This is a genomic window from Aeromonas allosaccharophila (genome assembly GCF_000819685.1).
Classification (GTDB): domain Bacteria; phylum Pseudomonadota; class Gammaproteobacteria; order Enterobacterales; family Aeromonadaceae; genus Aeromonas; species Aeromonas allosaccharophila.
The window spans coordinates 38277-64399 of sequence record NZ_CDBR01000095.1 but is presented as its reverse complement, the minus strand read 5'-3'; the positions used below and the strand labels follow the sequence as shown (position 1 = coordinate 64399).

Below are 26123 nucleotides of genomic sequence, written 5' to 3'. Positions count from 1 at the left end.
CAACCCGGGGGCGCCGAGCCATCCCCCGGACTCAATGGTTTGCTTACTTGACGCTGCACTCCTGAATGACGGCAGTACCTGCCTTGACGCCAGCCGGGTCAACCTTCACCAGCACACTCCACAGCCCCTGCGGCAAGGTGATGCTGTTATTGGCACTGCCCCCCTTGGAGAAGGCGAACGAATAGCCGGTTTCAGCGTTCACCGCGCCGCCACCGTTGAGCAGGTACTCCTTGCTCCAGTCCTCGTTGGCGACCTTGAACTCGGTGCTGCCGGCGTAGTTGAACGCCGCCTGATAGATGGCGAGATCGCCGTCCATCCCCTTGTAGCTCAGCTGGTACTGAGGTTGGGCTCCCCAGCCGGAGAGCTCACCCTTGACGAACAGGTTGTAGCCGAGCGGATTGCCCGCCACCGTATCGAGCACCTTGCAGCTCTGCACCGGCTCGGTGAAGCTGACGCTCAGGGTCGGTTTGTCCTTGTTCATGGCGGTAAAGACAAACTTGTAGCTGCCAGCCTTGGCCAGATCGACACCGATATTGCCGGTTTCTCCCCCCTTGCAAAGAGTCAGCGGAGTGCCAACCACCAGCTTGTCACCGGCGTTGCAGCTGCCGTAGTTGACCGGCCCCCAGCTGGCGTCCGCGATCTTTACGTTGGTGGTACCCAGCTTGTCAGTGCTCACCTCGGTAGTGAACTCGTACATAAAGTTGCCGCTGAAGGTCATCTGGTTGGTGTTGCCCCACTCATCGAGGAACCCCTTCAGATAAACATCGGTGTTGCCAAACGGTGGCAGGGTGCTCAGGTCGGCCTTCTTGCTGACCGGCAGGCCCGCGCCCTGTGCACCAGACTGCGGCTTGACGAACACGGCGGCAGACCAGGCCCCCAGCGTCAGCTGGCCGTTATCATAGGCGGCGCCGCTGGCGATGCTGTCGACAGCGCGATGCTTGCTGCTTAGCACCATACCGCTCAGATCGATCGGCTGATCGTTGCCGTCACGGAAGTCGCCGATGCTCTGGCTCTGGTTGCTGGCGTTGATCATCACCACCAGACCTTCGATGGCCGGATCCAGATCCGCCCCTACGCTGGCACCATCATCCACCGTCATGACGATAAGGCCGGGCACCTGATCCGGGCCGGTATTGCGGAAGTCGACCCGCTTGATCACCTCGGCGCCACTGCCCAGACGCAGCAGACGGGAAGAGTTGCGCAGTTCCGCCAGCTCCTGATAGAAGCTCACCATCTGCGCCATCTCGGCCGAGCCCGGCTTGACATGCTGGCCCAGCACCTGCTCGATCAGCGGATAGTTGTCACCATCCTTGTCCTTGCGCGGCAACCCCTTGTCGAAGTTGTTGTCAGCAAGGGTGTAGTCAACCTTGTTGTACCAGTCGCCCGAGTCATAGCTGTCCCGTTCCATGGATTTGGATCGCAGCAGCTCGACACCGGCGTGGGTGAAGGGAATGCCCTGCCCCAGCATGGCCGTCGCCAGTGATACCCCTTGCATCCGCACCAGATCGGCTCCAGCAGGTGCCTTGTAGATCAGGTTGTCGAACAGGGTCTGGTTGTCGTGCTTGTCGACATAGTTCTGCACTTCCACCGGATCCTGGGCATAACCGGCAGGTTGACCGTTGTAGTCAATCTCGGCGCCTTTCTTCGGCATGCCATCCTTGTCAGTCAGCACGAACTCCTTGAGGTTACCCGCCATGCCGAGGCGCACCAGATCGGACTGGTGCAAGGCTGTTGCCAGCTCCACCTTGCTCATTTCGTTAGGATCGATGAAGGCGCCGTTGCCAAAGCCCTGGGTTTCACGAATGGCATCTTTACCATCAAACGGACTGCCGCCACGCACCGCATCGCGCAAGCGGTCGGAGAAAGAGCCGATGCCGGTGCCGCCCAGATGCCTCTGGGTCGCCTGCACGAAGCGCTTGTCATCCTGAACCTCGCCGAAGTTCCACCCCTCGCCGTAGAAGTACATCTCGGGATTGACCTTCTTCACCGCGGCCAGCGCCTGCACCATCTGATCTTTCGGGTGGTGGCCCATCAGGTCGAAGCGGAAGGCGTCGATCTTGTAGTCACGCGCCCAGGTCACCAGGGAGTCATCCATCAGCTTGGCGAACATGGCGTGTTCCGGCGCCGTGTTGGAGCAGCAGGTGGAGTTTTCGACCGAGCCGGTCTCAGGATTGAGGCGCTGATAGTACCAGGGCACGATCTTGTCGAGCACCGACTTGGGGCCGAGCCCGGATTCGTTGGTGTGGTTGTAGACCACGTCCATCACCACGTTCATACCGATGTTCTGCTTGATGGCCTTGACCATCTCGCGGAACTCCAGAATACGTTTGGTCCCCTCGGCGTTGGTGGCGTAGGAGCCTTCCGGCGTGGTGTAGTGGTAGGGATCATAACCCCAGTTGAAGGAGTCGACGCCGCGCAGATAGCCGGAGAGCTCCTGCACCTGCGGATTATCCTTGCCGTCATCTGACTTGAGAGCATCCAGCACCTGGCCGACAGTCTGGCCGCCACCGCAGTAGGTGCCAAATTGGGATGTTTTCACATCCGGATTGACCTGACAGAGCTTGCTGAAGTCATCGCCGATATTGGCCACCTTGGCCGGATCCTCGTTGACCGTGGCGATATCGAACACCGGCAGCAGGTGCAGGTGGCTGACGCCGCTTTTTGCCAGCGCTTTCAGATGGTTGACCGGTACAGAATCGGGTTGGGTGAGGCCGACAAATTTGCCGCGCTTCTCTTCATCGGTGGAGGCATCGTTACCGGTCAGGTCACGAACATGGGCCTCATAGATGGTAATATCGGCAGGGTTCTGCTGGCTGTGGGGCGCCTTGAGGCTATCCCACCCTTCCGGTTTCAAGGCAGGATCGTCGAGATCCACCACCTGACTGAACTCGGAGTTCATCGCCAGACTGAGCGAATAGGGATCGGTCACCTCATAGTGCTCGACCTTGCGGCTCAGCGGGTGGTAGACCTCCATGTCGTAGCGGTAGAACTGGCCGACCAGCTCGCTGCCCCCTTCGTAACTCCAGCTGCCGCTGGCGCTGTCGAAGGTCATCGCCACTTCACCACTCTTCTGGTGGCTGGCGTTGTAGAGGGCCAGCTTGACCGACTTGGCGGTCGGCGCCCAGAGTCGGAAGGTCACCCGGTTGCCCTCCACCACAGCGCCATAACTCAGCTTGGTCGCCTCGGGGGCATAGAGCGCATCGAGGGCTCCGGCGCTCTGTACCAGAGTTGCCCCCTGCAGGATACCGTCAGCATCGGTGCCGATAGCCACCAGTTCGCCCTTGAGCAGGGGCTTGAGATCTTTCCCGGCAGGCAGGGCAAAGGCGGCTGCCTCCTTGAGGTGCGGATATTTGGCCTGCTGCTCGGCAGTCAGACTGGTCGCGGTCAGAGTGACATAGGGGAAATCGAACACCCCATCGGCATTGGCCTTGATGGTGCCCGAGTCGGTGTAATAGAGGCGCACGTGGGGTTTGTCCTTGCCCCCTTGCCAGATCAGGGTATTGCCATCGATCAGATGGGCGCTGGCACCCGCCACCCCGAAGGCGGCGGTAAAAGCCTCGGCACGGCTGCCGAACAGATCTTTCTTGCCCGCAACGATGGCCACGGTGCGATCCGGGTGCTCACTGAAGATCACCTTCATGTCGCTACCAGTCAGGTTTGCCAGATCGCCGTTACGGGCAATGAAGTTGATGCACCCTTCCACCTTGTTGAGCGGCACCACCCAGGCCGGACCAAAGCTGTCGGCGGTGGCGGGCGTCTTGCTCTTGTCATCCCACCCGGTATTCAGGCCGCTGTCAGCCGTTGCCTTGCAGGCGTCGTTGTTCCAAAGGTGCAGGCTGTGGCTGTCAAACGGTGCCTTGGCCCCTTTGGCTGCCGACTGGGTATCCACCAGTGCAATGACCACCTCGTTGGGGCCTGCTTGCAGCAGCTCATTGGGGGGATCCATTTTAGGTAGACGAGCGACAGGCCCGTCAGAAGGTTCAGGTGTAGAAGTAGATGTGCTGTTGTCATTACAGCCAGACAAAAGCGCGAGCAGTGAGGCTGTTACCAGCGCCACTTTGGTCTTTTTCATATCCATATTTTTATAATTCCCGCTGTAGTTAGTCTCGATAGTCGAGCACCCGGTCGTTGCCAGGCGGTGCCATATTAATCAGCGGCAATCGATTCAAATGTGAGCGGAAGGGCAAAAAAACCATCCAGTTTCAACAAGATAACGTTTTCAGATTGAAACTTCGATCCGGCTCACAGACCTCGCGGCCATTTGGCCTCATATCTGGAAAACGGCAGTCACGGGGTCAGAAAAGCAATGTCTGATCAAGTGGATAGACAAGGAGTAAACAATGAAACGGATTGAAGAGCAGGCACAACGACTCGATCAGGAGTATCAGGCGATCGGGCAGCTGTTCGACCAGTTCTGCCAGCAGGCGGGCGCCCTGGCCGAGCAGTATCACTTCTTCAACTGGCCCGATTATGAAGACTCGCCCCCGCTGAGCCGCGCCTTCACCCTGCTGGGGGAACCCCGCGAACTGCGGCTGCGCTGTCAGCCCGGTGAGCGCTCAGCCCTTCATGGCCTGATCCAGGTGGTCTCGGAGGATGGCACCATCGATGCCAGCCTCGGGTTTCGCGCCGATGGCCAGCTGCTGCTGGAGTCGGGCAAGCTGCTGGACAACCCGCCCGGACTGCTGCTCAAGCTGCTGCTCGGTGCTGTGTGGCAACACAAGCCCCAGGAGGAGATCAGCGGGCAACCGCACTGACATCAGGGAGCCAACGGCACTGAAACCAAGGGGGCCAACGGCCCCCGCTATTTATCCTATGCGCTGGCGATCTCGATGGTCACATGCACCAGCTCTTCATGGATCGCCAGCCGCTCGCGGATCTGCTGCGCCGGCAGCGGATTGACCATCAGCAAAGAGAGCACACAGGCATACTGCTGCTGCCCTACCCGCCAGACGTGCAGATCACGGATATCGGTGCCCGGCAGTTCGGCGATGACCTCGCGGATCTCCGCCACCAGCGGGGTATCCATCTCGGCATCCAGCAGCACCCGACCGGAGTCGCGCAGCAGACCCCAGGCCCATACCGCCACCAGTCCGGCGCCGACTATGCCCATCAGCGGGTCGAGCCAGTCTGCCCCCCACAACATGCCCCCCACCAGCGCCAGGATCGCCAGCACCGAGGTGGCTGCATCCGCCAGTACGTGGATATAGGCGGCGCGCAGGTTGAGATCCTGATGACCGTGGTGATCATCATGGTCATGATGATGATCGTGGTCGTGATGATCATGATGGTGGTCATGCCCATGGCCGTGGTGGTGATGACCATGATCATCCTTGAGCAGCCAGGCACAGGCGAGGTTCACCAGCAGCCCAACCAGCGCGATGGCAATCGCCTGTTGATAGTGGATCGGGCTGGGATCGAGCAGCCGGAACACCGACTCGAACAGCATCAACCCGGCCACCCCCACCAGCAACAGGGCGCTGGTGAAGCCCCCCAGTACCTCGATCTTCCAGGTGCCGAAGCTGAATCTGTGGTCGCGAGCAAAGTGGCGGGCAGCGCGATAGGCCAGCACCGAGAGACCGAGCGCCAGCGCGTGGGAGCTCATGTGCCAGCCATCCGCCAGCAGTGCCATGGAGTTGTAGAACCAGCCGCCGCCGATCTCCGCCACCATCATGATGACGGTCAGCAATACGGCCCAGCGGGTCTTCTGTTCGGCCAGCGGATTGCCCTGGTGGATGACGGGTTGATGGCAGTGGGATTGAGCGAGGGATGACATGGATTTCTCCTGAGAGCGATGATGCAATATACTATACCCCAGTATAGTTTTATCGATCGAGAGGATCCGTCATGTCCCACACCATTCACGACAAAAAGAAGCTGCTGACACGGGTGCGCCGCATCAAGGGACAGACCGGTGCGCTGGAGAGCGCGCTGGAGCAGGAGAGCGACTGCGCCGCCATCTTGCAGCAGATCGCCGCCATCCGCGGCGCCGTCAACGGCTTGATGCTGGAGGTGCTGGAGGGACATATGCGCGAGCATCTCGGCGCCCCCGATGCCACCCCGACCGAGCGATTGGAGGATCTGGATCAGGTGGTCAGCGTCCTGCGATCCTATTTGAAGTGATCAAGGTGGCACTGCCTGCCAGTGGCACCATCCCTTCAGGCTCGACTAGCGTCGGGCTTGAGCCACCGCCAGCTTTACGCCATGATGTCCAGCCCGGCTGACAGCCGGTTTTACTGGACAGTCAATTTCAAGGATCCCCCATGTTTGAACACGTCGATGCCTATGCTGGCGACCCCATCCTGACGCTAGTCGAGACCTTCCACAAAGACACCCGCGAGCAGAAGGTGAACCTGGGGATCGGCCTCTATTACGACGAGCAGGGCCGCATTCCGCTGCTGCCGTCAGTGCAGCAGGCCGAAGCCCAGCGCGCTGCCACCCCGGCGCCGCGCCCCTACCAGCCGATGGAGGGTGCCGCCAACTACCGCACCGCGGTGCAGCACCTGCTGTTTGGTGCCGACCATGAAGCGGTCAAGGCGGGACGTATCGCCACCATCCAGACCATCGGCGGCTCCGGCGCCCTGAAGATCGGCGCCGATCTGCTCAAGCGCTACTTCCCGACCTCCGAGGTGTGGGTCAGCAATCCGACCTGGGACAACCACAAGGCGATGTTCGAGGGGGCCGGCATCAAGGTGCACGACTACCCCTACTACGATGCGGCCACCGGCGGCGTGCAGTTCGATGCCATGATCGACTGCCTGAGCACTCTGCCGGCCAAGAGCATCGTGCTGCTGCACCCCTGCTGCCACAACCCGACCGGGGTGGATCTCTCCCGCGCCCAGTGGGATCGGGTGATCACGCTGGTGGTCGAGAAGAACCTGATCCCCTTTATGGATATCGCCTATCAGGGCTTCGGTGACGGGCTGGAAGAGGATGCCTACGCCATCCGCGCCATGGTGGCCGCCGGTGTCAGCTTCTTCGTCAGCAACTCGTTTTCCAAGAACCTCTCCTTCTATGGCGAGCGCTGCGGCGGCCTGTCGGTGATCTGCAAAGATGCCGAAGAGGCGAGCCGGGTACTGGGCCAGATGAAGGCCACCGTGCGTCGCAACTACTCCAGCCCTCCTACTCACGGCGGCCAGATCACCGCGGCGGTGATGAGCCAGCCCGAGCTGCACGCCCTGTGGGTCGATGAAGTGACCGAGATGCGCACCCGCATCAAGGGGATGCGCCAGAAGCTGTTCGAGGTGCTGAGCACCAAGGTACCGGGCCGTGATTTCAGCTACTTCATCAACCAGCGCGGCATGTTCAGCTACACCGGCTTCACCCCGGAGCAGGTAGATCGCCTGCGCGAGGAGTTCGCCGTCTATCTGGTGCGCTCTGGCCGCATGTGCGTGGCAGGCCTCAATAGCCGCAACGTCGACTACGTGGCCGACGCCATGGCCGCGGTGCTCAAGGGCTAATCCGCTCCAGCCCCGCTCACGCGGGGCTTTTTTGTCTGTTGCGTTCGCAATCACCTCTTGATGGGTCTGCTCACCCTCCCCCGGCTGTGAGAGAATGCCAGCGGGTCATGCTAAATCTCCCTGATCCCGAGCCTGTTTATCTTCATCAATTTCAGGAGCCACCATGGATCTGATCGCTCTCTCTCGGCTGGGAGGTCGCCATCTGGTCACCCTGCATCTGCTGCTCGACAACCAGAGCGTCACCCGCACTGCCGAGCGGCTCTGCACCACTCCTTCCACCGTCAGCAAGACCCTCAACCAGCTGCGGGATCTGCTGGGGGATCAGCTGCTCTACCGCCAAGGCAACCAGCTGCTGCTCACCCCCATGGCCGAGCGACTGGCCCCGACCCTGCACCGGCTGCTGGGGGAGCTGAACGGCCTCACTCGCCAGAACGCCTTCAACCCGCAGCAGTGGCAGGGCACATTGCGGCTGGGATTGCGCGAGAGCGTGATGACCTGGCCGGTGGGCCCCATTCTGGGTCAGCTGATGAAAGAGGTACCAGGCATGGTGCCGGAGATCTGGAACAAGGATGAGCAGGGGCTGGAGGCACTGGCGGCGGGCAAACTCGACTTCGTGATTCTGCCTCATGACCAGAGCCAACCGTTGCCGCGCCAGCCGGGGCTGGTGTGGGAGACCCTGCGGGAAGAAAAACTGGTCTGCCTGCTGCGCAAAGATCACCCGGCGCTGGCCAAGCCCTGGGATCTCGATGCCTACCTGGGCTGGCGCCATATCGCCATCCGGGATCAGGAGCTGGCCAACCCCTTCTTCGAGCAGAGCCTGGCCCAGCAGCAGGTGCGTCGCCAGATTGGCGCCACCCTGCCCGATTTTGCCAGCGCGGCGGCCCTGCTGCCCCAGACCGACCTGATCCTCACCGCCATCGGTGGCTGGGCGGCCTGCATGGCCAATCAGCCGGATCTGGTGCTGCGCCCGGCACCGTTCGATTACGGCAAGGTGAGCCACAGTCTGGTCTGGTATGGCCCGGCCGGAGACGGTTCGGCCCGCCACTGGTTCCGCCAGCGGATCCTGCAACTGGGTCGCGAATTGATTGAGCCCTGAGCCGGGCGACAGCGAGAAGAAGTTGATGTTTCGCCGCAGCGAAACATCAACGGCAATGAGGGATCAGGGGCGTTTGGTATAGATGGGGCTGGGGAAGGAGGCGACGTTGCTGCCCAGCTCCGTGATGCGAGCCGCCCCCTGCTTTCTGACCTGATCGATGCGCAGCACCTGATGCATGGGGATCAGGGTGTGGCGCACATCGGCAAATTCGCTCTTTAGCTTCTCGTGGCCGGGATCGACGATAAGCGCCGTGTGGTTGTCCCAGACAAAGTCGGCAATCTCGATAAAACCGAACAGCGAGCCCTGATTGACTTCGCGCACATACACTTCGTAGCGCTCGCTGTGGCAAATAAACTGAACCCGATATAACGCCTTGCTTTCACTCATGATTATCTGTCATTGAGGGGGAAGAAGATGGCCATTATTCTAGCCGCCGTTCTCGCCCCCTCCAATAGACAGAAATCACAGTTACGGCCTTTCCATGCTGCTCCTCACGCCATAACGGTCACCGGATGACGCAGCCACTCAGCACATCAGGGCAGGCAGTGAGACCGGCCCCAATCCAGCTGCGCGCAAGCGGCTGGCCAGCAGTTCCAGCTCGGTTTGGCTAGCCTCTGACCATTGCGCCGCCTCCCCCCGCACCCCGTGGTGGCGAAAGCCGTTGAGGCGAATGGGCACAGGCCCAAGCTGCTGCAAAAACGCGGCGAGATCTGCGTCCAGCTCACCACTCGCATCCAGAAAATCGCTCTTGCCCGGCACGTGGAGCAACCGCAGTTCGGTCAGCTTGCCGTGGCGTGCCAACAGTTGCATCGATGCCAGAACCCGCTCGCGGCCATAGCCGGTCAGGGAGAGGTGCACCGAGTCGCGCCACCCCTTGAGATCGAGCATGGCGCCGTCGAGCACCGGCCGCAGCCGCTGCCAGCCGGTTTCGGCCAGCGAACCGTTGCTGTCGAGCAGACAGCCGAGATGGGCCAGATCCGGGGCGGCCTTGATGGCGGCAAACAGGGCAACCACAAAGGGGAGCTGGGTGGTCGCCTCGCCACCGGAGACGGTAATCCCGCTGAGCAAGGGGCCGTAGCGGCGCAGCAGGGCCAGCACCTCAGCCACCGTCATGGTGGTGGTCTTGGGATTGGCGCTGCGGGGGCAGGCATCCAGACAAGCATCACAATCGGTGCAGAGCGCCGCCTGCCAGCGCACGTTGCGTTTGCCAGGGGGGCCTTCATCCAGAGAGAGGGCGCCGCTCGGGCAGACCCCGAGGCAGTCACCGCAATCGTCGCACAGCCCTATGGTGTGCGGGTTGTGGCAGCCGGGGCAGCGAAAGTTGCAGCCCTGCAGAAACAGCACCAGCCGGTTGCCCGGCCCGTCGACACAGGAGAACGGCAGCACCCTGCTCACCAGGGCGCTGCGTGTTGGCAAAGCATCAGCCATCAGGACGAACTCAATACTCGCAGATGGTCGATTCGTGGGCGACCACTCGCGGTGCCCGCTGACGAATGGCGGTCACTTCACTCGCCTCGGCACCGAGACAGGTGGTCTGCAACCGCGACCCTTCTTCTGCAAAGCGTGCCACATCGCTCTTGCGGATCATGTAGCCGGTCACCCGTACCAGATCGCTGTCGGCCACGTTGGCGGTGAACTCGCGCATACCGATGGCGAGCGCACCCTTGCAGAGCTGCAACAGCGCCTGCGGGTTCTGGCGGATGGTGGGATCCAGCGTCAGGATCTCGCTGATCCCCGAGTGGTAATAAGTGTGGTGCGGCGCCAGCGCCAGCACATGGCTGGCCGGATCCGGCTCATGACCGTAGGGGATGCGCACCCCGGGGGTGACAGCCACATCGATGCTGAGACCACCCTGTGAGTGCAGCAGCGCATGACCACCCCAGGCGTGGGTCTGCGGGGTACTGGTCACATAGGCGGAAAGCTGGGCCGAAATGCGATAGCCAAGCTGGTTCGCCTCCTCGCCGTGGCCGTAGCGATCCGGCAGGTTCTCTTTATCCATCAGGATATTGACCGCTTCCGCCATGCCGTAGATGCCGAACATGGGGACGAAACGATCCTCATCCAGCAGCCCCTCTTTCACCAGGAAGCTGTCGAAGAAACCTGACTCATCATGGAGGAAAGCGGCGCGCGCTTCGATCAACTGGGAGGCTAGGCGGCAGTAGTGGGGCAACAGGCAACCGAGAAAATCATCGATCCCCTGACACTGCTCGGCGACCCGCTTGAGGGAGATGCGCACCAGGGTATTGGCACCACCGGCCTGCGGCAGGGCGTTGTAGCAGCTGACGATGCCAAAGCCACGGTTGTCGAAGGTATCGCGGTGGATCGGGTAGTTGGCGATGTGCGGCTTGCTGCACTCGGCGATGTTCTTCACCGCCTGCAACAGCAGACTGTCCGGGGTCTGCTCCGGATCGTGGAAGAAGGTGAGGTTCGGCGCCACCTGCTTGAGCTCGTTGTCGATGCGCAGGTTCAGGCGGCAGATACGGTTGTCATACGGCCCGATGTTGACGTGCATAAAGGCGTCCGGCAGCACCCGGTCCAGATAGACCCAGAATCCCTTCAGCTTGCGATAGAGGGCCTCGTCATCCAGCTCGCCGACAAACGGCAGCAGCAGATGGTCGAGCCGCCCCAGCCAGACCGGCATGCCGGTAACGGAGGGGACATGGTGATAGAGGATGCGCAGGGCGTTGAGCGCCTCGTCGAAATCCTGCGGCGCCGCCAGCTCCAGCCAGGCAGAGCCCTGAGTCAGAAATTTTTCATAGTCCGGCAGCACATAGCGCGGCTTGTAGGGGGCATGCCCTTCGAACATGTCGCAGATAAATCCCTGCTCCATCGCCTCGGCGACTGCGGCAGGCAGGTCGGGGTAGGGCAACGCATTCTCGGCGGCCAGCGCCAGCGCATGGCTCTTCTGGGCTGCGGAGAGATGGGGATCGCGCACGATGCGCTGACAGGTTTCGGTCAAAGACATGGGACACTCCTTCACGGACAGAGCCCATATCCTCACCGTTTGCAGGCTTTTTTTGAAGTGACATTCACAACAATACGAATGTCTCAAAAGGACATCCGCAAGAGACGATCACACCCCAAACACAACGGGGGCCTTGTCTGCCGACAATGCCCCCGTTGTGCGGATCAGGGCTCGATGATGATGGGCGTGCCCGGTTCGATGGCGCTCCACACCTCGTCCAGCTCGTGGTTGAGCATGGCGATGCAGCCGTTGGTCCAGTTGGAGGGCTGAACCCTGCGGTTGCCAATGCTGTTGCGCTGGCCGTGGATCATGATCATGCCACCCGGACGCACCCCCAGCTCATTGGCTCGCTTGATGTCATCCAGGTTCGGATAGTTGATATGGATGGCTTTGTAGTAGCCGGAATTGGTCTTCTTGTAGTCGAGGGTGTAGCGCCCTTCCGGCGTACGCTGATCCCCTTCCTGCTGCTTGTGCCCCTTGGGCGCCGGGCCCAGTGCAATCCAGTAGCGTTTCACCTCTTTGCCATCCTTCATCAGGGTCAGGCTATAGGTCGACTTCTTGACTATCACCATGTCGGCAGACAGGTTGGCAAAACTCAGTGCGGGCCAAAGCCCCAACAAACACAGTAATACGGCTCTCATTCCATCCCTCGACAAGCCTCTGGTGCGGGCTTTTCTTGTTACCAGATCATCTGAACTATGCCCGCCGAGCGGCGAGCGAGCGCCATGATATTGGATCGCCATCAATACTCAATATGCCCGGTAAAACATATCTTGCAACTGCGGCGACACCGGCCCTGAGCGCCGTCATCTGACATTGGTAATTAACAGTTAAAACAACAAGATACAAAACATTATCGCGCTGGCACCCGGGGCAATGATCGGCGAAGATAACACTCCACTCCCCGACAGGTTTATGCCATGCGCTCTTCGTGCCGCCTCGCCACCCTGCTGTTCTCTTCGCTACTGTGCTCGCCGCTGCTGCTCTGGCTGCCCGCCAGTGTTGCCGCCGATGCGCTCTGGCTGCGCGAGCCCGCCCTCTCCCCCGATGGCAAGCAGCTTGCCTTCACCTGGCAGGGGCGCATTTTTGTCGCCAGTGCCGAGGGCGGCCCCGCCACTGCGCTCACCGGCAGCGACTACCTGAGCCAGCGGCCAGTCTGGTCGCCGGATGGCAAACTGCTCGCCTTTGCCGCCAATCTCTACGGCAACGAGGATGTGTTCGTGGTACCCGCCAGCGGCGGCGAGATGGTGCGCCTCACCCGCGATTCGCGCACCGATCTGCCGCAAGCCTTCAGCGCCGATGGCAAACGGCTGCTGCTGAGCAGCCAGCGGCTGGGGTCCCCCGATGCCGACCATTTTGTCGCGGAAGGCTACCAATGGGGCGAGCTCTACTGGACTCCGATCAGCGGCGGCACCTTGCAGGCCGATCTGCCGCTGCCTGCGACCCTAGCTCGCCCGCACGGGGAGCGACTCGCCTACCAGATGCCCGCGGCGGATCAACCCTTTCGCAAGCATCAACACTCTTTTGCGGTGCCCCGCCTCTGGCTGTTTGATGGCAAGCAGCACAAGCAGCTGACCGAAGATCGGGTCGCCGCCACCGATCCGGTCTGGAGCGACCAGGGGGACACCCTCTTTTACCTGAGCGAGCGCAGCGGTGATTTCAACGTCTGGCGCCGGGATCTCGCCAGTGGCAAGGAGCAGCAGCTGACCCACTATCAGGGCCATCCGGTGCGGGGGCTCAGCGCCTCCCGCAATGGCGATCTGGTCTGGTCATGGCTGGGGGAGCTCTATCGCCTTGATGCCGGTAGCAGCGAGCCGCGCAAATTGACCCTCACCCCGCAAGTGGCCAGCGCGCCGGATGAGGCGAGCGAGGCCCTGACCCTGGCAGACGACGCACTGGTCAGCGAAGAGGCGGACGAGCTGATCCTGGTGAGCGAGGGCAACCTGTTTGCCGTCGACCCCGAGCGGGAGCGGGTGCGCCAGCTGACTCGTGACCCGAGCGAGCAATCCAGCCCTCTCTTTGCCGAGCAGGGGCGCGCCCTCATCTATCTGTCCGAGCAGCAGGGGCACGCCGCTCTCTATCGCCTGCGCAAGGGGGATCCGGATCTGCTGTTCAGCGATCCCGGCACTCTGACTGAGAGCCTGCTGCTGGCCATTCCCGGCAAGGGGATCAGCCGTCCGGTGCTCTCCCCCGACGGCAAGCAGCTCGCCTTCGTGGTGGATGGTCAGGCCATCCACCTGCTGGATCTGGCGAGCAATAAGCAGCGGGAGCTGGTGCCTGCCAGCTTCAACCCCTCACGCCACGAGGTGCGTCTCGCCTTTGCCCCCGACTCCCACCATCTGGCGCTCACCTTCCGCCCCGATGCGGCGGAGCAGGAGATCGCGGTGATCGATACGGCCAATCCCAAGGCCAAACCGGTCAATGTCAGCCTCAACGGCTATCAGGATGGGCAACCGGACTGGAGTCAGGATGGCGCCATCCTCTACTGGCAATCGACCCGGTTTGGCGCACTGGGGCCCGATGGCGAGCCCCTCGTCACCAACCTGCTCGGCATTTACAGCAGCCGAGCCGCCAGAGCCGATGCGATTGCCGAACTGGAGCCGCCGAAAGGGGGATACGGCTTTGAGAGCGATCGTCTCAACCATCGGGAAGCGCTGCTGCTGCAACCCACCGGTACCCTGCTCGCCAGCCGTATCATCGGCGACCAGCTGATCTATCTGGTGGAAGAGATGGGGGTCAACAGCGAGAGCGAGATCAAGGGCTACAGCCTGGATCTGCGCAAAGGCAAAACCAGCGAACTGTTTGGTGAACAACCTGGCCCCGCGCTGGCAAGCCTCAACCAGCAAGGCACCCTCGCCACCCTGGTGCGGGATGGGGAGATCACCCGCATCCACCTCGACTCCGGCGAAGCCACCAGCGCCCCCTTCGCCTTGCAGCCCACCGGCCGCTGGCAGGAACGCATGACCGCCGCCTTCGATCAGATCGCCCGGCTCACCCGGGATGAGTTCTATCTGGACAACATGAACGGGGTGAACTGGGACAGCTATGTCGCCGCTTACCGCCGCCTGCTGCCGGGCATCGGCAACCCGCGGGACTTTGGCAACCTGCTGGCGGAGCTGGCTGGTGAGCTCAATGTCTCCCACACCTGGGGCAACGGCCCCGCTCCCTTCCCGCGCATGGCGGACGAGACCGCCAGCCTCGGCGGATACTGGCAGGATGGCGAGCAAGGGGTGGAGCTCACCGCCCTGCTCTCTGGCGGCCCGCTGGATCAGGAGAGCGATATCGCCCCGGGCGCCCGCCTGCTCGCCATCAACGGCGTCCCGATTGCCAATCTGGCCGAGCTGGATCAGGCCCTCAACCATCAGGCTGGCGCCCGGCTTGCTCTCACCTTCCAGCAGGAGGGCAACAAGCAAACTGACGAGGTGGTGCTCACCGCCATCGACAAGCAGCAGGAGTACCAGCTGCAACAGGCTAGCTGGATTGAGAAACGGCGGGAGCAGGTGGCCAGGCTGAGCGGAGGACGGGTCGGCTACGTCTATCTGCCGGCGATGAATAGCGAGGTCTACGATGCGGTGGTGGCGGATGCCCTCGGCAGACAGCGCAATCGCGACGCGCTGATCGTCGATGTCCGCTTCAACAGCGGCGGCTATCTCGCCAATACCCTGGTGGAGTTTCTGACCGGCAACGGCAGCACCAAGGGGATGGGCAGCAGCTGGCCCCGTCAGGGCAAGGGTGAAACCGACGCCGCCACCCGACAGTGGACCAAGCCCTCGGTGGTGCTGGTGAACGCCGCCAGCTACTCGGAAGGCTCCGCCTTCCCCGAGTACTACCGCGCCCTCAAGGTCGGCCCCATCGTCGGCGATCCGGTGCCCGGCACCGGCACCATGGTATACAACCACGACTCCCGGCTGATCCCGGGGCTCGCCTACGGCATTCCGACCCTGGGGCTACGCAAACCGGACGGCACCTTCTACGAAAATCAGGAGCTGATCCCGGACGTTCAGGTGCCGCTCACCCCCGCCGACATGGTGGCCGGGCGTGACCCACAACTGGAGGCGGCGGTACAAGCCGCCCTCAAGCAGTTGCCAGCCAGCGCCAAATAACGGCCCCCGTCGAGCTCAACGAAAGCGAAACAGCTCGCGATGCAGATGCCCGTCCGGCAACAGCCGGGTCAGGGCATCTGCCATCCCCTCCGGCCCGCAAAACCATACCTGCTCGGGGGCATCCTGCGCGATACGGGTCAGATCCAGCCGCCCGGCAGCCTTGTCCAGATGCAGCTGATAGCGCACGCCGGTGCGATGACAGAGCTCGGCCAACCGCCGGTGGTAGACAGCTCCCGCCAGATCCGGCGCACACTGGATCAGGGTGATCCCCTCGCTGCGCTCGCCACGGGCAGCCAACCCCTCCAGCCAGGCCACAAATGGCGTGATACCGATCCCGGCCCCCAGCCAGAGGGCTCGCCCTCCTCTCTGCGGCGCGACAAAGGCGCCATAGGGCCCGGTCACCACCACCCCATCCCCGGCGCGCGCCTCTGCCACCAGCTGACGGGTATGATCCCCGAGCGCCCGTACCGCGATCACCAGCTGGCGCCGATCCGCTGACACCCGCACCAGGGTAAAGGGGTGCGGCCCCTCCTTGGCGTCAAACTCGAAGAAGGCAAACTGGCCCGGGCGATAATGGGCGAGCGGCCTCTCCAGCTGCATGGTCAGCTCGCAGGTCTGATCCGCCAGCGCCCGCACCGCAATGACCCGGCCCGGATGGCGATCCCGCGCCCCCACTTGCCCCAGCAGGGAGTAGAGGGCCCCGATAGCGCCGATCCCGCCAACCAGCCAGATTGATACCCCCACCGGGGTCATGGCCCCCACCTGAGGCAACAGGCAGAGCCCGTGACACCAGCCCGCCAGATAGATGAGCGGGGCCAATCGGTGGATCAGTCGAAAACGGCCATAACTCACCAGCGCCAGCAAACTCAGCACCACCAGCGCGATCAGCAGATAGAAACTCCATTCACCCAGGGTATTGCCAAGGGCATGGAGCGAGATGCCATTGCCTGCTCCGGCACTCACTTCGGCACCGCTGTCCCCACGCCGTGCGGGACGACTCAGCCAGCCTGCCGAGACCGCCCATTTGGGGGCCTCCACCAGCAGCCAATGCGCAGTGAGCGCCAATGCACCGCCGATGGCCGTCTGACGGTGCAATCGCAACATCCGATCCAGACCGCCACACCAGAGCTCCAGCTGCGGCAGGCGTAACGCCAGCAACAGCGAAATTGTCATATAGGTCATCCCCAGCAGGCCGGTCAGCAACAACATCTCATGGCGCCAGGGCCACACCCCGTTGGCATCCCCCGCATAACCGAGCCACCAGACCCCGACCGTCAGCAGTGGCAACAGCCACCAAACCCGTTTATCCGTCATAACATGCTCCCTGGTTCCATCGCTGCAGGGCCTCATCTCCCTGCTCATGGCGCCATTACACACCCGTCCGGTCACAAGACTTTGCCAGAGGGGGAAGGTTGTGTGGCAATGTGTGACAAACGGAAACAAAAGAGGGACCGACTGGTCCCTTATGATCACGCTTGCTGGCTCGCCTCTTTTCATAGGGGATGGCGCACAATCCACCTCCGCTGTGATTGACGACCTGCCAGAAAAAGGAATCAAATGGGGACATTACATATCTGCGGCGGAAAACCTGCAGCCCACTATTCCGGACAAGGAGCCCCCCTTGCTTTCATCCACCGAAAAACGCTTCTGCCCCCACTGTCAGAGCGAGACCAACCATGTCGTGGTGCTGGTCGACAAATCCTTTGGCAAACAGCCGACACCGGAGCAAAAGCGCAAAGCGTTTATCAAGGACTTCATTACCGGCTGGGCGGCGGGCCCCTTTCTGGCCAACATGGATCGCTTTGAACGCCACGCCATCTGTGAAAAATGCGGGAATAAAGTCATTGATGAATGACCAATCATGACCAAAAAAGACACGTTACCGTGTACTGCCCGCCTCGCAGTGAGTGACCGGTAATAAAACAGAAAGGGGCCAACCGGCCCCTTATGATGACTTTGTCGCGGTGGATCGCTTTCGCATCAAGCGATACAGCAGCTTGTTGTATTTCGCCCAGGAGTGGATCAGCAGGAAGATGCCGAACAGCAGGGCCAGAAAGAGTTGTCTCTTGCTTTCACTGAACAACACATCCGCAATCCACAGATGACAACATTACACGCCCGGAGATTCACAAATCTTTACCGGCAATCGCTCCCGGAGTGCTCGCTGAGCGCCACAAGGTAACGACATAAGAGGTAACGAGGGGAGACAATTGTCAGGCTTAATGTACCTGTCGCCTTCATGACCACAACCAAAAAGAAGGCGTTGTGACTCAGGATCACAACGCCATTATTTCAATCAAACAACACAGTCACCGGCAACCCTTCCACCTGCAGGTTCGGAGGTAATTTTTCATCCAGCGAGAGTGCGACCTTGAGAGTTGCCTTCTCGCCCTCGAACGGAGCGGCCAGCTGAGCAGGCAGCTTGTCTGCCAGCTCCACCGGTCTGGCTACTCTGGCCGCCAGACGCTCGCCACTGGGCAACTTGACGATGGCCTTATGACCCGGCTCCATCGAGGAGAGGTATTTTGGTAATACATAGGCAATGACCAGCGGGTCTTCCCGCTTGGCGATCAGTGCCAGAGGCGCGCCCGAGAAGACCCAGTCTCCCTCCTGCACCAGCACATCGGAGACCTTGCCGGTGGCCGGTGAGATAGGTTGTTGCTGTCTGGTGATGGCTTGCATCTCGGTCAGCTCCTGCTCCAGCTGGTGGCGAGCACTGGCCAGTGGTCCCGTGAGCTGATCCTCTTTGATCTGCAACTCTTGCTGCGTTTTTTCAGACCGTGCCTTCTGCAAATCGATACGGGACTGAGTCCAGCTCAACAAGGCGCTGGCATATTCGGCGCTGGAAACCAGCTTCTCCTTCCGGTACCCCGCGTACTCCTGATAGATCCCCTCCTGCTCACGAGTACCCCGCTCTGCAATGCTGATCTGCTCATCCAGGTTGCTCAATATCGCCTGTTCGGCAGCGCTCTTGTCCAGCTCGATCGCTTTCAGACGCGCTTTACGCCCCTCGATATTGGCCCGGAGCGTCGGCGACTCGAATCGCATCAGGGCATCTCCTTGCGAGACGGCTTGACCAGGAGACATATAGATGTTGCGAATGAAGCCATCGCCATTGGCCACCACCAGTTGAGGCTCAGTGGTGATGATGGCAGGCGCCTGGGTCAGCCACCACTCTCGTCCCAGATACCAGAGCAGTATGATGACGGGGCTGAATGCCAGCAGCAGGATCAGATACCAGCGAGCCCGAAATGCGATGCGCTTGGCGGGGGCATAGAGCACCCGGATCCCTTGATCAGAGGTAGCGTCCTGTTTCTTGGGGGGATTGAATGTGACTTTCATCAGAATTTGTTTCCTCGTTTTAATACCCACCAGGGAGCCATGCTGCTCTCCTCATGACCGCGACGGAAGATTTCGTTGAGCAGTGCCACGGCACACCATAGACGCATCAGCAGGGTATAGAGCGGATACAGCAACAACCATGGCAACATGAGCAGATCCGCTTTAGGCCGCTCGGAAATGGCTAGCAGAAACACCATAAAGTTGACCAGAGTAAGAAATAGATAGACCTGGTAGAGGCACAGCATCAGGGCCGTCACGAACGGACCTGGATAACTGAGCACCAGCCACCAGCTGTACCCCATGACCAAAAGCGGCAGCACCACGTTTTGTGCCACCCCGTAGATCAGAGTGAACAAAAAGGTCTTCCAGCCCAGGATGCGCGGAGTCAGCGATAGCTTGTGCTTGCGCAGGTAGAGAAACAGCAAATCCCCATCCCAGCGCAGACGCTGGTTTGCCAGGGTCACCAAATCAGCAGGGGCATCCGTGTGGCCTATTGCTCTGGGGGCAAAGCCGATCTTCAGATTGGGATGGCGTTTGAGGTAGTGCTTGATCCGCACCGTCAAATCCAGATCTTCTGCTGTGTGGGTATCCCACCCTCCAATCTGGCGCAGGAAATCGCGGCGAAAAGCCCCGAATGCCCCCGAAATATTGTTGATCAGGTTCCATTCGCTCAGACCCGTCTTGCCCCCCTGCATGGAGATCATGTACTCGATCCCCTGCATACGGGTCAGCACACCATCGCGCAAGTTGCGCACCCGCAACGCCCCACCAACGGCGGGCACGTTCGGATCATCGAAGCAGGCAACAATCTCGTCGATCATGTTGTTGTCGAAGGAAGTGTCCCCGTCGGCATTCATGACTATCTCGCCGGTGGCCGCCGACAAGCCGGCATTGAGGGTCGATACCCGCCCGCCACGCTGCCACTTGGGCAACAGTACCAAGGTGCGCCTCTCGCAACCCTGAAACTCGGCAACGCAGTTGAGGGCCGCCTGATAGGTATGGGCGTTGGCTTTGGCGCCATCTATCACCGCAATGATCTCCAGATGGCCGCGATAGAGCTGCTCCTTGAGGGTCAGAATTGTCGAACGAATCGCCTCTCCCTCGCCATAACAAGTGATGATGCAAGAAACTCTGGGACAACGGCGCGACAGGGGCAAATCAGATTTTTTTGGCAGCTGACGAGCAAACCACTTGAGGATCCCGGTCAGGGTCAGCGCCATCAGAGGCACCTCCATCAGCAGCAACATGGGCAGCAGCAGCAGGATCATCCTGGGCGAGAACTGCAGGCTGCCCAGGATCTCGGTCAGGATGTACTGAACCGTACTCATCCACTCAGGCATCCTGAAGGCTCCCGTCCAGCCAGCGGCTCAACCAGAGGCCGGTATCTTCACCCAGCGTGGTGGGGAGCGGCTCTACCTTCACATTCAGCGTCAAGGCATCCAGCCCCTCGACATTGTTGAGCGCCAGGATCCGCCCCTGCAAGATCTGCCAATCCTCCACATTGGTGTGCGGCAGCAACAACAGCAGTTGATCATCGGCATACTGGCAAACCACATCGGTATCCCGAAAGATCGCCCGCAGACGAGCCAGCAAGGCACCCAATCTCTGCTGAGTCTTCAACAGGCCCAATTCGGCGCGCAGCTCGGCGAGCTGCTCGATCTGGATAGCCAAAAGGGTATGGTTTCCGCCGTGGCGCTGCAGCAGCCGGTTGCTCCATTGCAGCAGCCAGGGGAAGTGATCCATCGCCATCGGCGCCCCCCAAGTCAGGGGCAGATGCAACTGCTGGGTACCCTCGCGAGCAATATGGCGCGCCAATTTGCCGATGCGGTACTCATAGATGGGAGACACCAGCAGATCATCGGGTTTGTGAGCCTGACCACACTCATGACATCTCGCCTGTACTGCCGCCTCCATGAAACGGGCATGACAGGAGAGACAGCGATACTTCTCCAGTGGCCGATCATAGTCGACCCCGATATGGCGCAGAGTCGTCACGCATTTGGGACAGCGCAGTACGCCCTGCTGCATGAAAGCATCCTGATCATCCACATGGCCGCAAGTGAAGCAGTGCACGGCAGGTTTGGCCTGAATGGCAATATGGGTACATTCAGGACACACATCAACGAAATTGAGATGAGCCGAGTTGCAACTGTTGCACAGGCGCACTCGATCGACCAGTTGTTCACTCTGCAACAGCCGTTCCGAGACCAATTGTGGCAAGGATGCAGCTGCATCGGCCCCCAGCAGACAATCCAGCAACGGGTAACTGTAGCCTTGGCGACAGCCCGCCTGCCAGCGGGGCAACAAACGAAAATGAGCCCTTGGCCAGCTGTACCAAGCCAGCTTCTCCATTTCGTCGGGGTGTTCACGCGGCGTCAGCAGTGACAGCCTCTCCAGCATGTCAGGCACTCGCTCATCCAACTGGGACAGAAGGCCATCGGACAACATTGGAGAGAGCGGACTCTGCGTCACGCAAAATACGGGATACAGGAAGCGAGAAGGATCGCGGCGGATCGCCAGCAAGATTCGATCCTGCTCTTCACTGGGCAAGTTAAGCAGCAATACCGGCAGCTCGGCTGGCTGCCACTGGGACAAGTCACTGAGAGACCGGGTGTTTCGCTCTACCGGCGCCCCCAGCAGGGAGACTAGGCCGAGTTGTTCAATTGTGCTCGTCATGGGGAGATCACCTCAATTCCACAGGCAAAAAATAGGGGATGGCCCGATGGGGCCGTTACCTCAGTATCAACCTGGATAGAAAAAGCGGAGAACAAGCTCCCCCAGTCAGGCAGATACCAGCGACACGGTCGATGCAAGTGACCGATGTTTGGGATATGGGAGGAGCAGGAGGAGAACCAACGATGACCAGCGCCATATTCCTATGTGCGGCCCAGCCATCTCCGGGCGGAGATCTGAGGCTTTCCGAACCCGATTCACATCGGGAGTGGCAAGACGGGCGATTCTGCCGTTGTGGACAATTTAGTCAATCCGGAAAAATGGGAATGGTTATCAAATGGATTGGTCTGCTTGATATTTATGCACAAAGATAGCGACAAAAAACACTATTGATAAATTAGGCAAAACCGTGTGGATTGTGGGCTCCATGACAGTGCCACCCACTATTCGTAGTCATGTTCATACGAATACATATCTGATGAAAAGATTGCGGGCCCAATCCACAAAGCGACAGGGCACGTCGCAACCTACCCGCAAAATGGCAACACCAGACGCTGTTGCGACAACAAATAGCCACTAAAAGCGGTGCTCCCGGCCTGATCGCCGGGAGCTCCGTGAATTACGCAGCTGACGCTCGTCGGTAATGGTTAACGATCCACGCTTCGAAATCGGCCAGCATGCGGGTTTCCGACTCGCTGTTGTCGGCGATAAGCTCGGCGCCGTGAACCACCCGGATATGGGCGTCGAGCGGGGAACCCTCACCGGCGGCGGGACGTTGCTGCGCGGCGGCCATGCAGGCTTGAGCCTGTTGCCACGCCTCGGCGGCGCTCAGGTTGCACGCATCCGCCAGCGGCACCGCGCTGAATCCTTCGCCGGTCAGGCTGCGCAGGGTCGCATCGTGGCTCATGCCGTTACCAGGCCCCCAGTAGTGGGCGGCCAGATCCGGTCCGATGCGCGGGTTGTCGGTGAGGTAACCATCACGCTTGAGGAAGTAGGCGCGGGTCTGCTCCACCGCCATCAGCGCCAGCAGGTAGCCGTGATAGGCGCAGGCCGACTCCTGATTAAGCAGGTGCGGGATGGCCAGCAGCGGGCGCGGGCTCTCCACTCCGACAATCTTGCGCTCCCACTGACGGGCCAGCGCCAGCACTGCCTCGGGGGTGCGTTTGGCCTCATCCATGGCGTAGAGATCCCGCTCGAAGTAGGCCACCAGCGCAATCTGGCGCTCGTTGAAGGCCCGAAATGGCTGGCGCGCGGCGATCATCTCCTTGATGAGGGCATCGGGAACTACCTCTCCCGCCGCATTTCTGGCGTAGCGTTTGAGCCAGTCGGCATCGTCCAGCAGGCTGTCGCAGAACATCGACTGGGTCTCGGCATAGGCCATGGAGGTGGGCGGAAACTCCTGTGAGAAGCAGGGGGCGTTGCCGGTGACATTGGCAAAATGCGCGGCATGCCCACCCTCGTGGAACAGGGTGTTGAGGCCGTTCCAGCCGCTGCCCACCTGCGCCGGATCGGCCAGGCTGGTGAAATTGACCACCGCCGGTACCCACTCACCCTGCTGGAAAAAGCTCGGCACCGGGCCGTGGCAGAAGCCGTTCTCGTATTTCCCCTCCCGGGTCAGCAGGTCCAGCGTCAGGGTCGCGCCGCGATACTGGATGCCGAGACGGCGGAAGCTCTCGACCCAATCCTGCAGCGCCCGCGAGAAGGGCACATAGGGGTCGAGCTGACGGGTCACATCGCCGCTGATGGCATAGCGCAGGTTGTGGGGCAGCAGTGCAGCCTCACCCTTGGTGGCCTTCAGCTCGGCGAGACTCTGCTGCAGCCGGGCGTCGGTGCGGGCAATGAAGTCGTCGAGGATGGTGAACAGCTGCGCCGGGCTCATCTGCTCGTTCTTGCGCACCTTGTAGTCGAAGTAGTCGCGATAGCCCATGGCGCGGGCAAAGCGGTTGCGGATTGCCACCACCTCGAGAAAACCGTTGCCGACCACCCACTGCTCCAGGGTGTGGAACATGGCGAGCGCGCTCTGGCGCACCGCCTCGTTCGGGCTGGCGGCGAGCGAAGTGCTGGCGGCGGGCAGACTGCCGGCGACCTGCTGACCCTGCTCATCCAGCAGGGTCAGTTTCAGCTCCTTGCGGCGGGCGAAGAGATCCGCCTCGGCCACCACCAGCTCATCCATCAGGGCGGCGGCGGCCGGATCCTCGATGACGTTGCACTCGAAGAAGGCGATCCAGCCTTGCAGGCCGTGCTTGAGATCATCCTGTTCGGCCCGGGCCAGCATCTCCCGCAGTTCGGGCAGTCGGGCCGGATTGGCGCAGAACGCCTTGTAGGCCTGCTCGGCCGCGGTGAAACCGGCCTGATCGTCGCTGGTGCCCATATAGGTGGACCAGAAGAGATCCTCCTTGCGTCTGTGTACCTGCAGGTAGTCGGCGTTGAGCTGGTTGAAGTAATTCCTGGCAATGGAACGCATAAATTCCCTCTTGTTATGGGGTCACCCGCAGTGGGGCCCACTCCTTTTTTTGATGAAATGCCAAACCATTCACACTCTTTGGCAAAAATTGCGCAGGGATGCGCATGAACACGCTACCAAAAAGTGGAGGCGGCTGTCTGCTGACTATACTGATTGTCAAAAAACTCAATTAGCCTTCACTCACCACAAGCCATTGAAAGTTAATCAAATGTTAATTTGAAAATAGTCAGGGCCATCGTCATGACTGGCCACAACAAGAGCCACAGGGAAATCAGGGAGACCTTATGTTCAAGCTTGGTGATATCACAGTGAACCGCAAATTGATGTTGCTGCTCTCGCTGGCGCTAGTCGGTTTTATCGCACTGCTGCTTATTTCGGCCAACGCGCTACAGCGCAATCTGATGAGTGAACGGGAGGCGCGGCTCAATGCGGTGCTGGGGCAGGCCATGAGCCAGATCCAGTTTCTGGCCAGCACCCTGCCGGCGGAGCAGGCCCAGCAGGAGGCCCGCAAACTGCTGACCAACATGCGCTTTGATGGCAACAACTACCTGTTTGTCATCGATGAGAACCGCACCATGCTGGTTCACCCCATCCGCCCCGAACTGGTCGGCCAGAAGATGGGGGAAGGTGGCGCCGCCACGGCAGGGCAGTTCTGGTTCCAGATGGTGGATATTGCCAAGGGGGGCAAACAGGGCACTCTGCAGTATGTCTGGGTCGGCTCGTCGGGCGAGACAGCTGACAAGCTCTCCATGGTCTCTGGCTATCAACCCTGGGGCTGGATCCTCGGCTCCGGCATGCTGCTGCAGGATATTCAGCAGACCATCTGGGCCCAATACATGAAGATGGGCACCGCCACCGCCATCGTGATCCTGCTGATGGGGTTGCTGGGCTGGCGCATCACCCACTCCATCGTCTCCCCCCTCAACCAGATCAACCAGGCCATGCAGCGGGTCGCCAAGGGGGATCTGGTGGTGAGTATCCCGGTACAGGGCAAGGATGAGTTGGGCGTGGTCGCGCGCTGCACCAATCAGGGTCTGGATGCCATCCGCCACGCCCTGCTGGAGGCCAGTCTGGGCGCCCGCAATGTGGCAGATGCCGCCCTGCGCATCGCCACCTCTGCCGAGCAGACCAATCAGGCGGTCACCAGCCAGCGAGATCAACTGGCTCAGCTCGCCACCGCCATGAACCAGATGAGCGCCACCATCTCCGATGTGGCGGGTCACGCCGACAATACCGCCCGCGATACTCAGGCAGCCACCGGTGAGGCCGGGCTCGGCAACCGGGACGTCCATGCCAGTGTCAATGGCATACAAGCGCTGGCCACCGAGGTAGAGCAGGCTACCCAGCAGGTCAATCAGCTCAAGGAGGGGGTGATGCAGATCGGCGAGGTGACCGCCGTCATCAGCGCCATCTCGGAGCAGACCAATCTGCTGGCCCTCAACGCCGCCATCGAGGCGGCCCGGGCCGGTGAGCAGGGTCGCGGCTTTGCCGTGGTGGCCGACGAGGTCCGCCAGCTGGCGAGCCGCACCCGCCAATCCACCGAGGAGATCCAGAGCACCATAGCCCAGCTGCAACAGCGGGCCGTCACCGCCGCCAGCGCCATGGATGCCAGCCGCAAACTGGCGGAGAGCAGCGTCAATCAGTCCCAGCAGGCGGGGCAGGATCTCACCCTGATCGTCAATCATATCCAGCATGTGAGCGACATGGCGACCCAGATTGCCACCGCCGCCGAGCAGCAGAGCATGGTGGCCGAGGATATGAACCGCAACGTCAGCGGCATCAACGACTCGGCGCTGGAGATGTCCCAGTCCGCCTCGCAGTTGGCACAGGAGAGCGAGCTGCTGGCCAGTCTCTCCCGCAGTCTGGATGAGCGGCTCGCGGTGTTCAAACTCGGCAGCCCCATCGATCAGCAGTTGGAACAGCGGCTGGCACCTCTGCATCAACAATCCCATCAGGCCGAACGCCCCCGCGCTCGCCACTGATCCGTCTTGCTCTGTCGCAGGTCACTCCCCCGTCAGCCCGG

18 protein-coding genes are annotated in these 26123 nt (G+C 61.1%); 7 read left to right on the top strand and 11 right to left on the bottom strand.

What is annotated here, in order from left to right:
- Window positions 1-43: 43 nt before the first annotated feature.
- Window positions 44-4078 carry a pullulanase-type alpha-1,6-glucosidase gene (gene pulA, locus BN1115_RS17040; RefSeq protein WP_042658084.1) on the bottom strand — a complete coding sequence of 1345 codons (4035 nt, stop codon included), beginning with the start codon at window positions 4076-4078 and terminating at the stop codon, window positions 44-46.
- Between the two features lie 262 nt (window positions 4079-4340).
- Here pulA and BN1115_RS17035 point away from each other — a divergent pair, with 262 nt between their 5' ends.
- Window positions 4341-4754: a hypothetical protein gene (locus BN1115_RS17035; RefSeq protein WP_042658083.1), complete on the top strand. Its 414-nt coding sequence runs from the start codon at window positions 4341-4343 to the stop codon at window positions 4752-4754.
- A gap of 56 nt (window positions 4755-4810) precedes the next feature.
- Here the strand turns inward: BN1115_RS17035 and dmeF are convergent, their stop codons facing one another.
- A complete protein-coding gene (gene dmeF / locus BN1115_RS17030) occupies window positions 4811-5773 on the bottom strand; it encodes a CDF family Co(II)/Ni(II) efflux transporter DmeF (RefSeq protein WP_042658082.1) in 963 nt (320 codons plus the stop codon).
- Window positions 5774-5844: 71 nt separating this feature from the next.
- Between dmeF and BN1115_RS17025 the strand changes: the two genes are divergently transcribed.
- The 3 genes from BN1115_RS17025 to BN1115_RS17015 all read left to right on the top strand — a co-directional run bounded on the left by BN1115_RS17025 (window position 5845) and on the right by BN1115_RS17015 (window position 8553).
- Window positions 5845-6120: a metal/formaldehyde-sensitive transcriptional repressor gene (locus BN1115_RS17025; RefSeq protein ID WP_042658081.1), complete on the top strand. Its 276-nt coding sequence runs from the start codon at window positions 5845-5847 to the stop codon at window positions 6118-6120.
- 140 nt (window positions 6121-6260) lie between these two features.
- Window positions 6261-7457 (top strand): amino acid aminotransferase, encoded by a 1197-nt coding sequence (locus tag BN1115_RS17020; protein ID WP_042658080.1) that lies wholly within the window; start codon window positions 6261-6263, stop codon window positions 7455-7457.
- Window positions 7458-7620: 163 nt separating this feature from the next.
- Window positions 7621-8553: a LysR family transcriptional regulator gene (locus BN1115_RS17015; protein ID WP_042658079.1), complete on the top strand. Its 933-nt coding sequence runs from the start codon at window positions 7621-7623 to the stop codon at window positions 8551-8553.
- 63 nt (window positions 8554-8616) lie between these two features.
- On the opposite strand, the gene BN1115_RS17010 is transcribed toward BN1115_RS17015, so the two are convergent.
- The 4 genes from BN1115_RS17010 to BN1115_RS16995 form a co-directional block, all read right to left on the bottom strand.
- Entirely contained in the window at window positions 8617-8940 is a 324-nt protein-coding gene (locus BN1115_RS17010; protein ID WP_042059647.1) for a DUF1820 family protein, read from the bottom strand.
- Between the two features lie 138 nt (window positions 8941-9078).
- Window positions 9079-9981, bottom strand: a complete 903-nt coding sequence (locus BN1115_RS17005; protein WP_042658078.1) for a YjjW family glycine radical enzyme activase — start codon at window positions 9979-9981, stop codon at window positions 9079-9081.
- Between the two features lie 10 nt (window positions 9982-9991).
- Window positions 9992-11518, bottom strand: a complete 1527-nt coding sequence (locus BN1115_RS17000) for a YjjI family glycine radical enzyme (RefSeq protein WP_042658077.1) — start codon at window positions 11516-11518, stop codon at window positions 9992-9994.
- Between the two features lie 164 nt (window positions 11519-11682).
- Window positions 11683-12159 (bottom strand): L,D-transpeptidase family protein, encoded by a 477-nt coding sequence (locus BN1115_RS16995; RefSeq protein WP_042059638.1) that lies wholly within the window; start codon window positions 12157-12159, stop codon window positions 11683-11685.
- A gap of 279 nt (window positions 12160-12438) precedes the next feature.
- On the opposite strand from BN1115_RS16995, the gene BN1115_RS16990 reads away from it, so the two are divergent.
- On the top strand, window positions 12439-15621 hold the full coding sequence (locus BN1115_RS16990; RefSeq protein ID WP_042658076.1) for a S41 family peptidase: 3183 nt from the start codon (window positions 12439-12441) through the stop codon (window positions 15619-15621).
- 15 nt (window positions 15622-15636) lie between these two features.
- On the opposite strand, the gene BN1115_RS16985 is transcribed toward BN1115_RS16990, so the two are convergent.
- The gene (locus BN1115_RS16985) at window positions 15637-16935 is read right to left on the bottom strand and encodes a ferredoxin reductase family protein (RefSeq protein ID WP_042658075.1); all 1299 of its coding nucleotides are present in this window, start codon (window positions 16933-16935) and stop codon (window positions 15637-15639) included.
- 151 nt (window positions 16936-17086) lie between these two features.
- Here BN1115_RS16985 and BN1115_RS22815 point away from each other — a divergent pair, with 151 nt between their 5' ends.
- Window positions 17087-17476 carry a hypothetical protein gene (locus BN1115_RS22815; protein WP_244152293.1) on the top strand — a complete coding sequence of 130 codons (390 nt, stop codon included), beginning with the start codon at window positions 17087-17089 and terminating at the stop codon, window positions 17474-17476.
- 437 nt (window positions 17477-17913) lie between these two features.
- Here BN1115_RS22815 and BN1115_RS16975 read toward each other — a convergent pair whose 3' ends face one another.
- From BN1115_RS16975 to BN1115_RS16960, 4 genes are all read right to left on the bottom strand, one after another.
- Window positions 17914-18963 carry an HlyD family secretion protein gene (locus tag BN1115_RS16975; protein ID WP_042658073.1) on the bottom strand — a complete coding sequence of 350 codons (1050 nt, stop codon included), beginning with the start codon at window positions 18961-18963 and terminating at the stop codon, window positions 17914-17916.
- Window positions 18963-20303: a glycosyltransferase family 2 protein gene (locus tag BN1115_RS16970; protein ID WP_042658072.1), complete on the bottom strand. Its 1341-nt coding sequence runs from the start codon at window positions 20301-20303 to the stop codon at window positions 18963-18965. The genes BN1115_RS16975 and BN1115_RS16970 overlap by 1 nt, the downstream gene beginning before the upstream one ends.
- Entirely contained in the window at window positions 20296-21639 is a 1344-nt protein-coding gene (locus BN1115_RS16965; protein WP_042658071.1) for a TackOD1 domain-containing metal-binding protein, read from the bottom strand. The genes BN1115_RS16970 and BN1115_RS16965 overlap by 8 nt, the downstream gene beginning before the upstream one ends.
- 616 nt (window positions 21640-22255) lie before the next feature.
- The gene (locus tag BN1115_RS16960; RefSeq protein WP_042658070.1) at window positions 22256-24100 is read right to left on the bottom strand and encodes a M3 family metallopeptidase; all 1845 of its coding nucleotides are present in this window, start codon (window positions 24098-24100) and stop codon (window positions 22256-22258) included.
- Between the two features lie 284 nt (window positions 24101-24384).
- Here BN1115_RS16960 and BN1115_RS16955 point away from each other — a divergent pair, with 284 nt between their 5' ends.
- The gene (locus BN1115_RS16955; protein ID WP_042658069.1) at window positions 24385-26082 is read left to right on the top strand and encodes a methyl-accepting chemotaxis protein; all 1698 of its coding nucleotides are present in this window, start codon (window positions 24385-24387) and stop codon (window positions 26080-26082) included.
- Window positions 26083-26123: the final 41 nt, after the last annotated feature.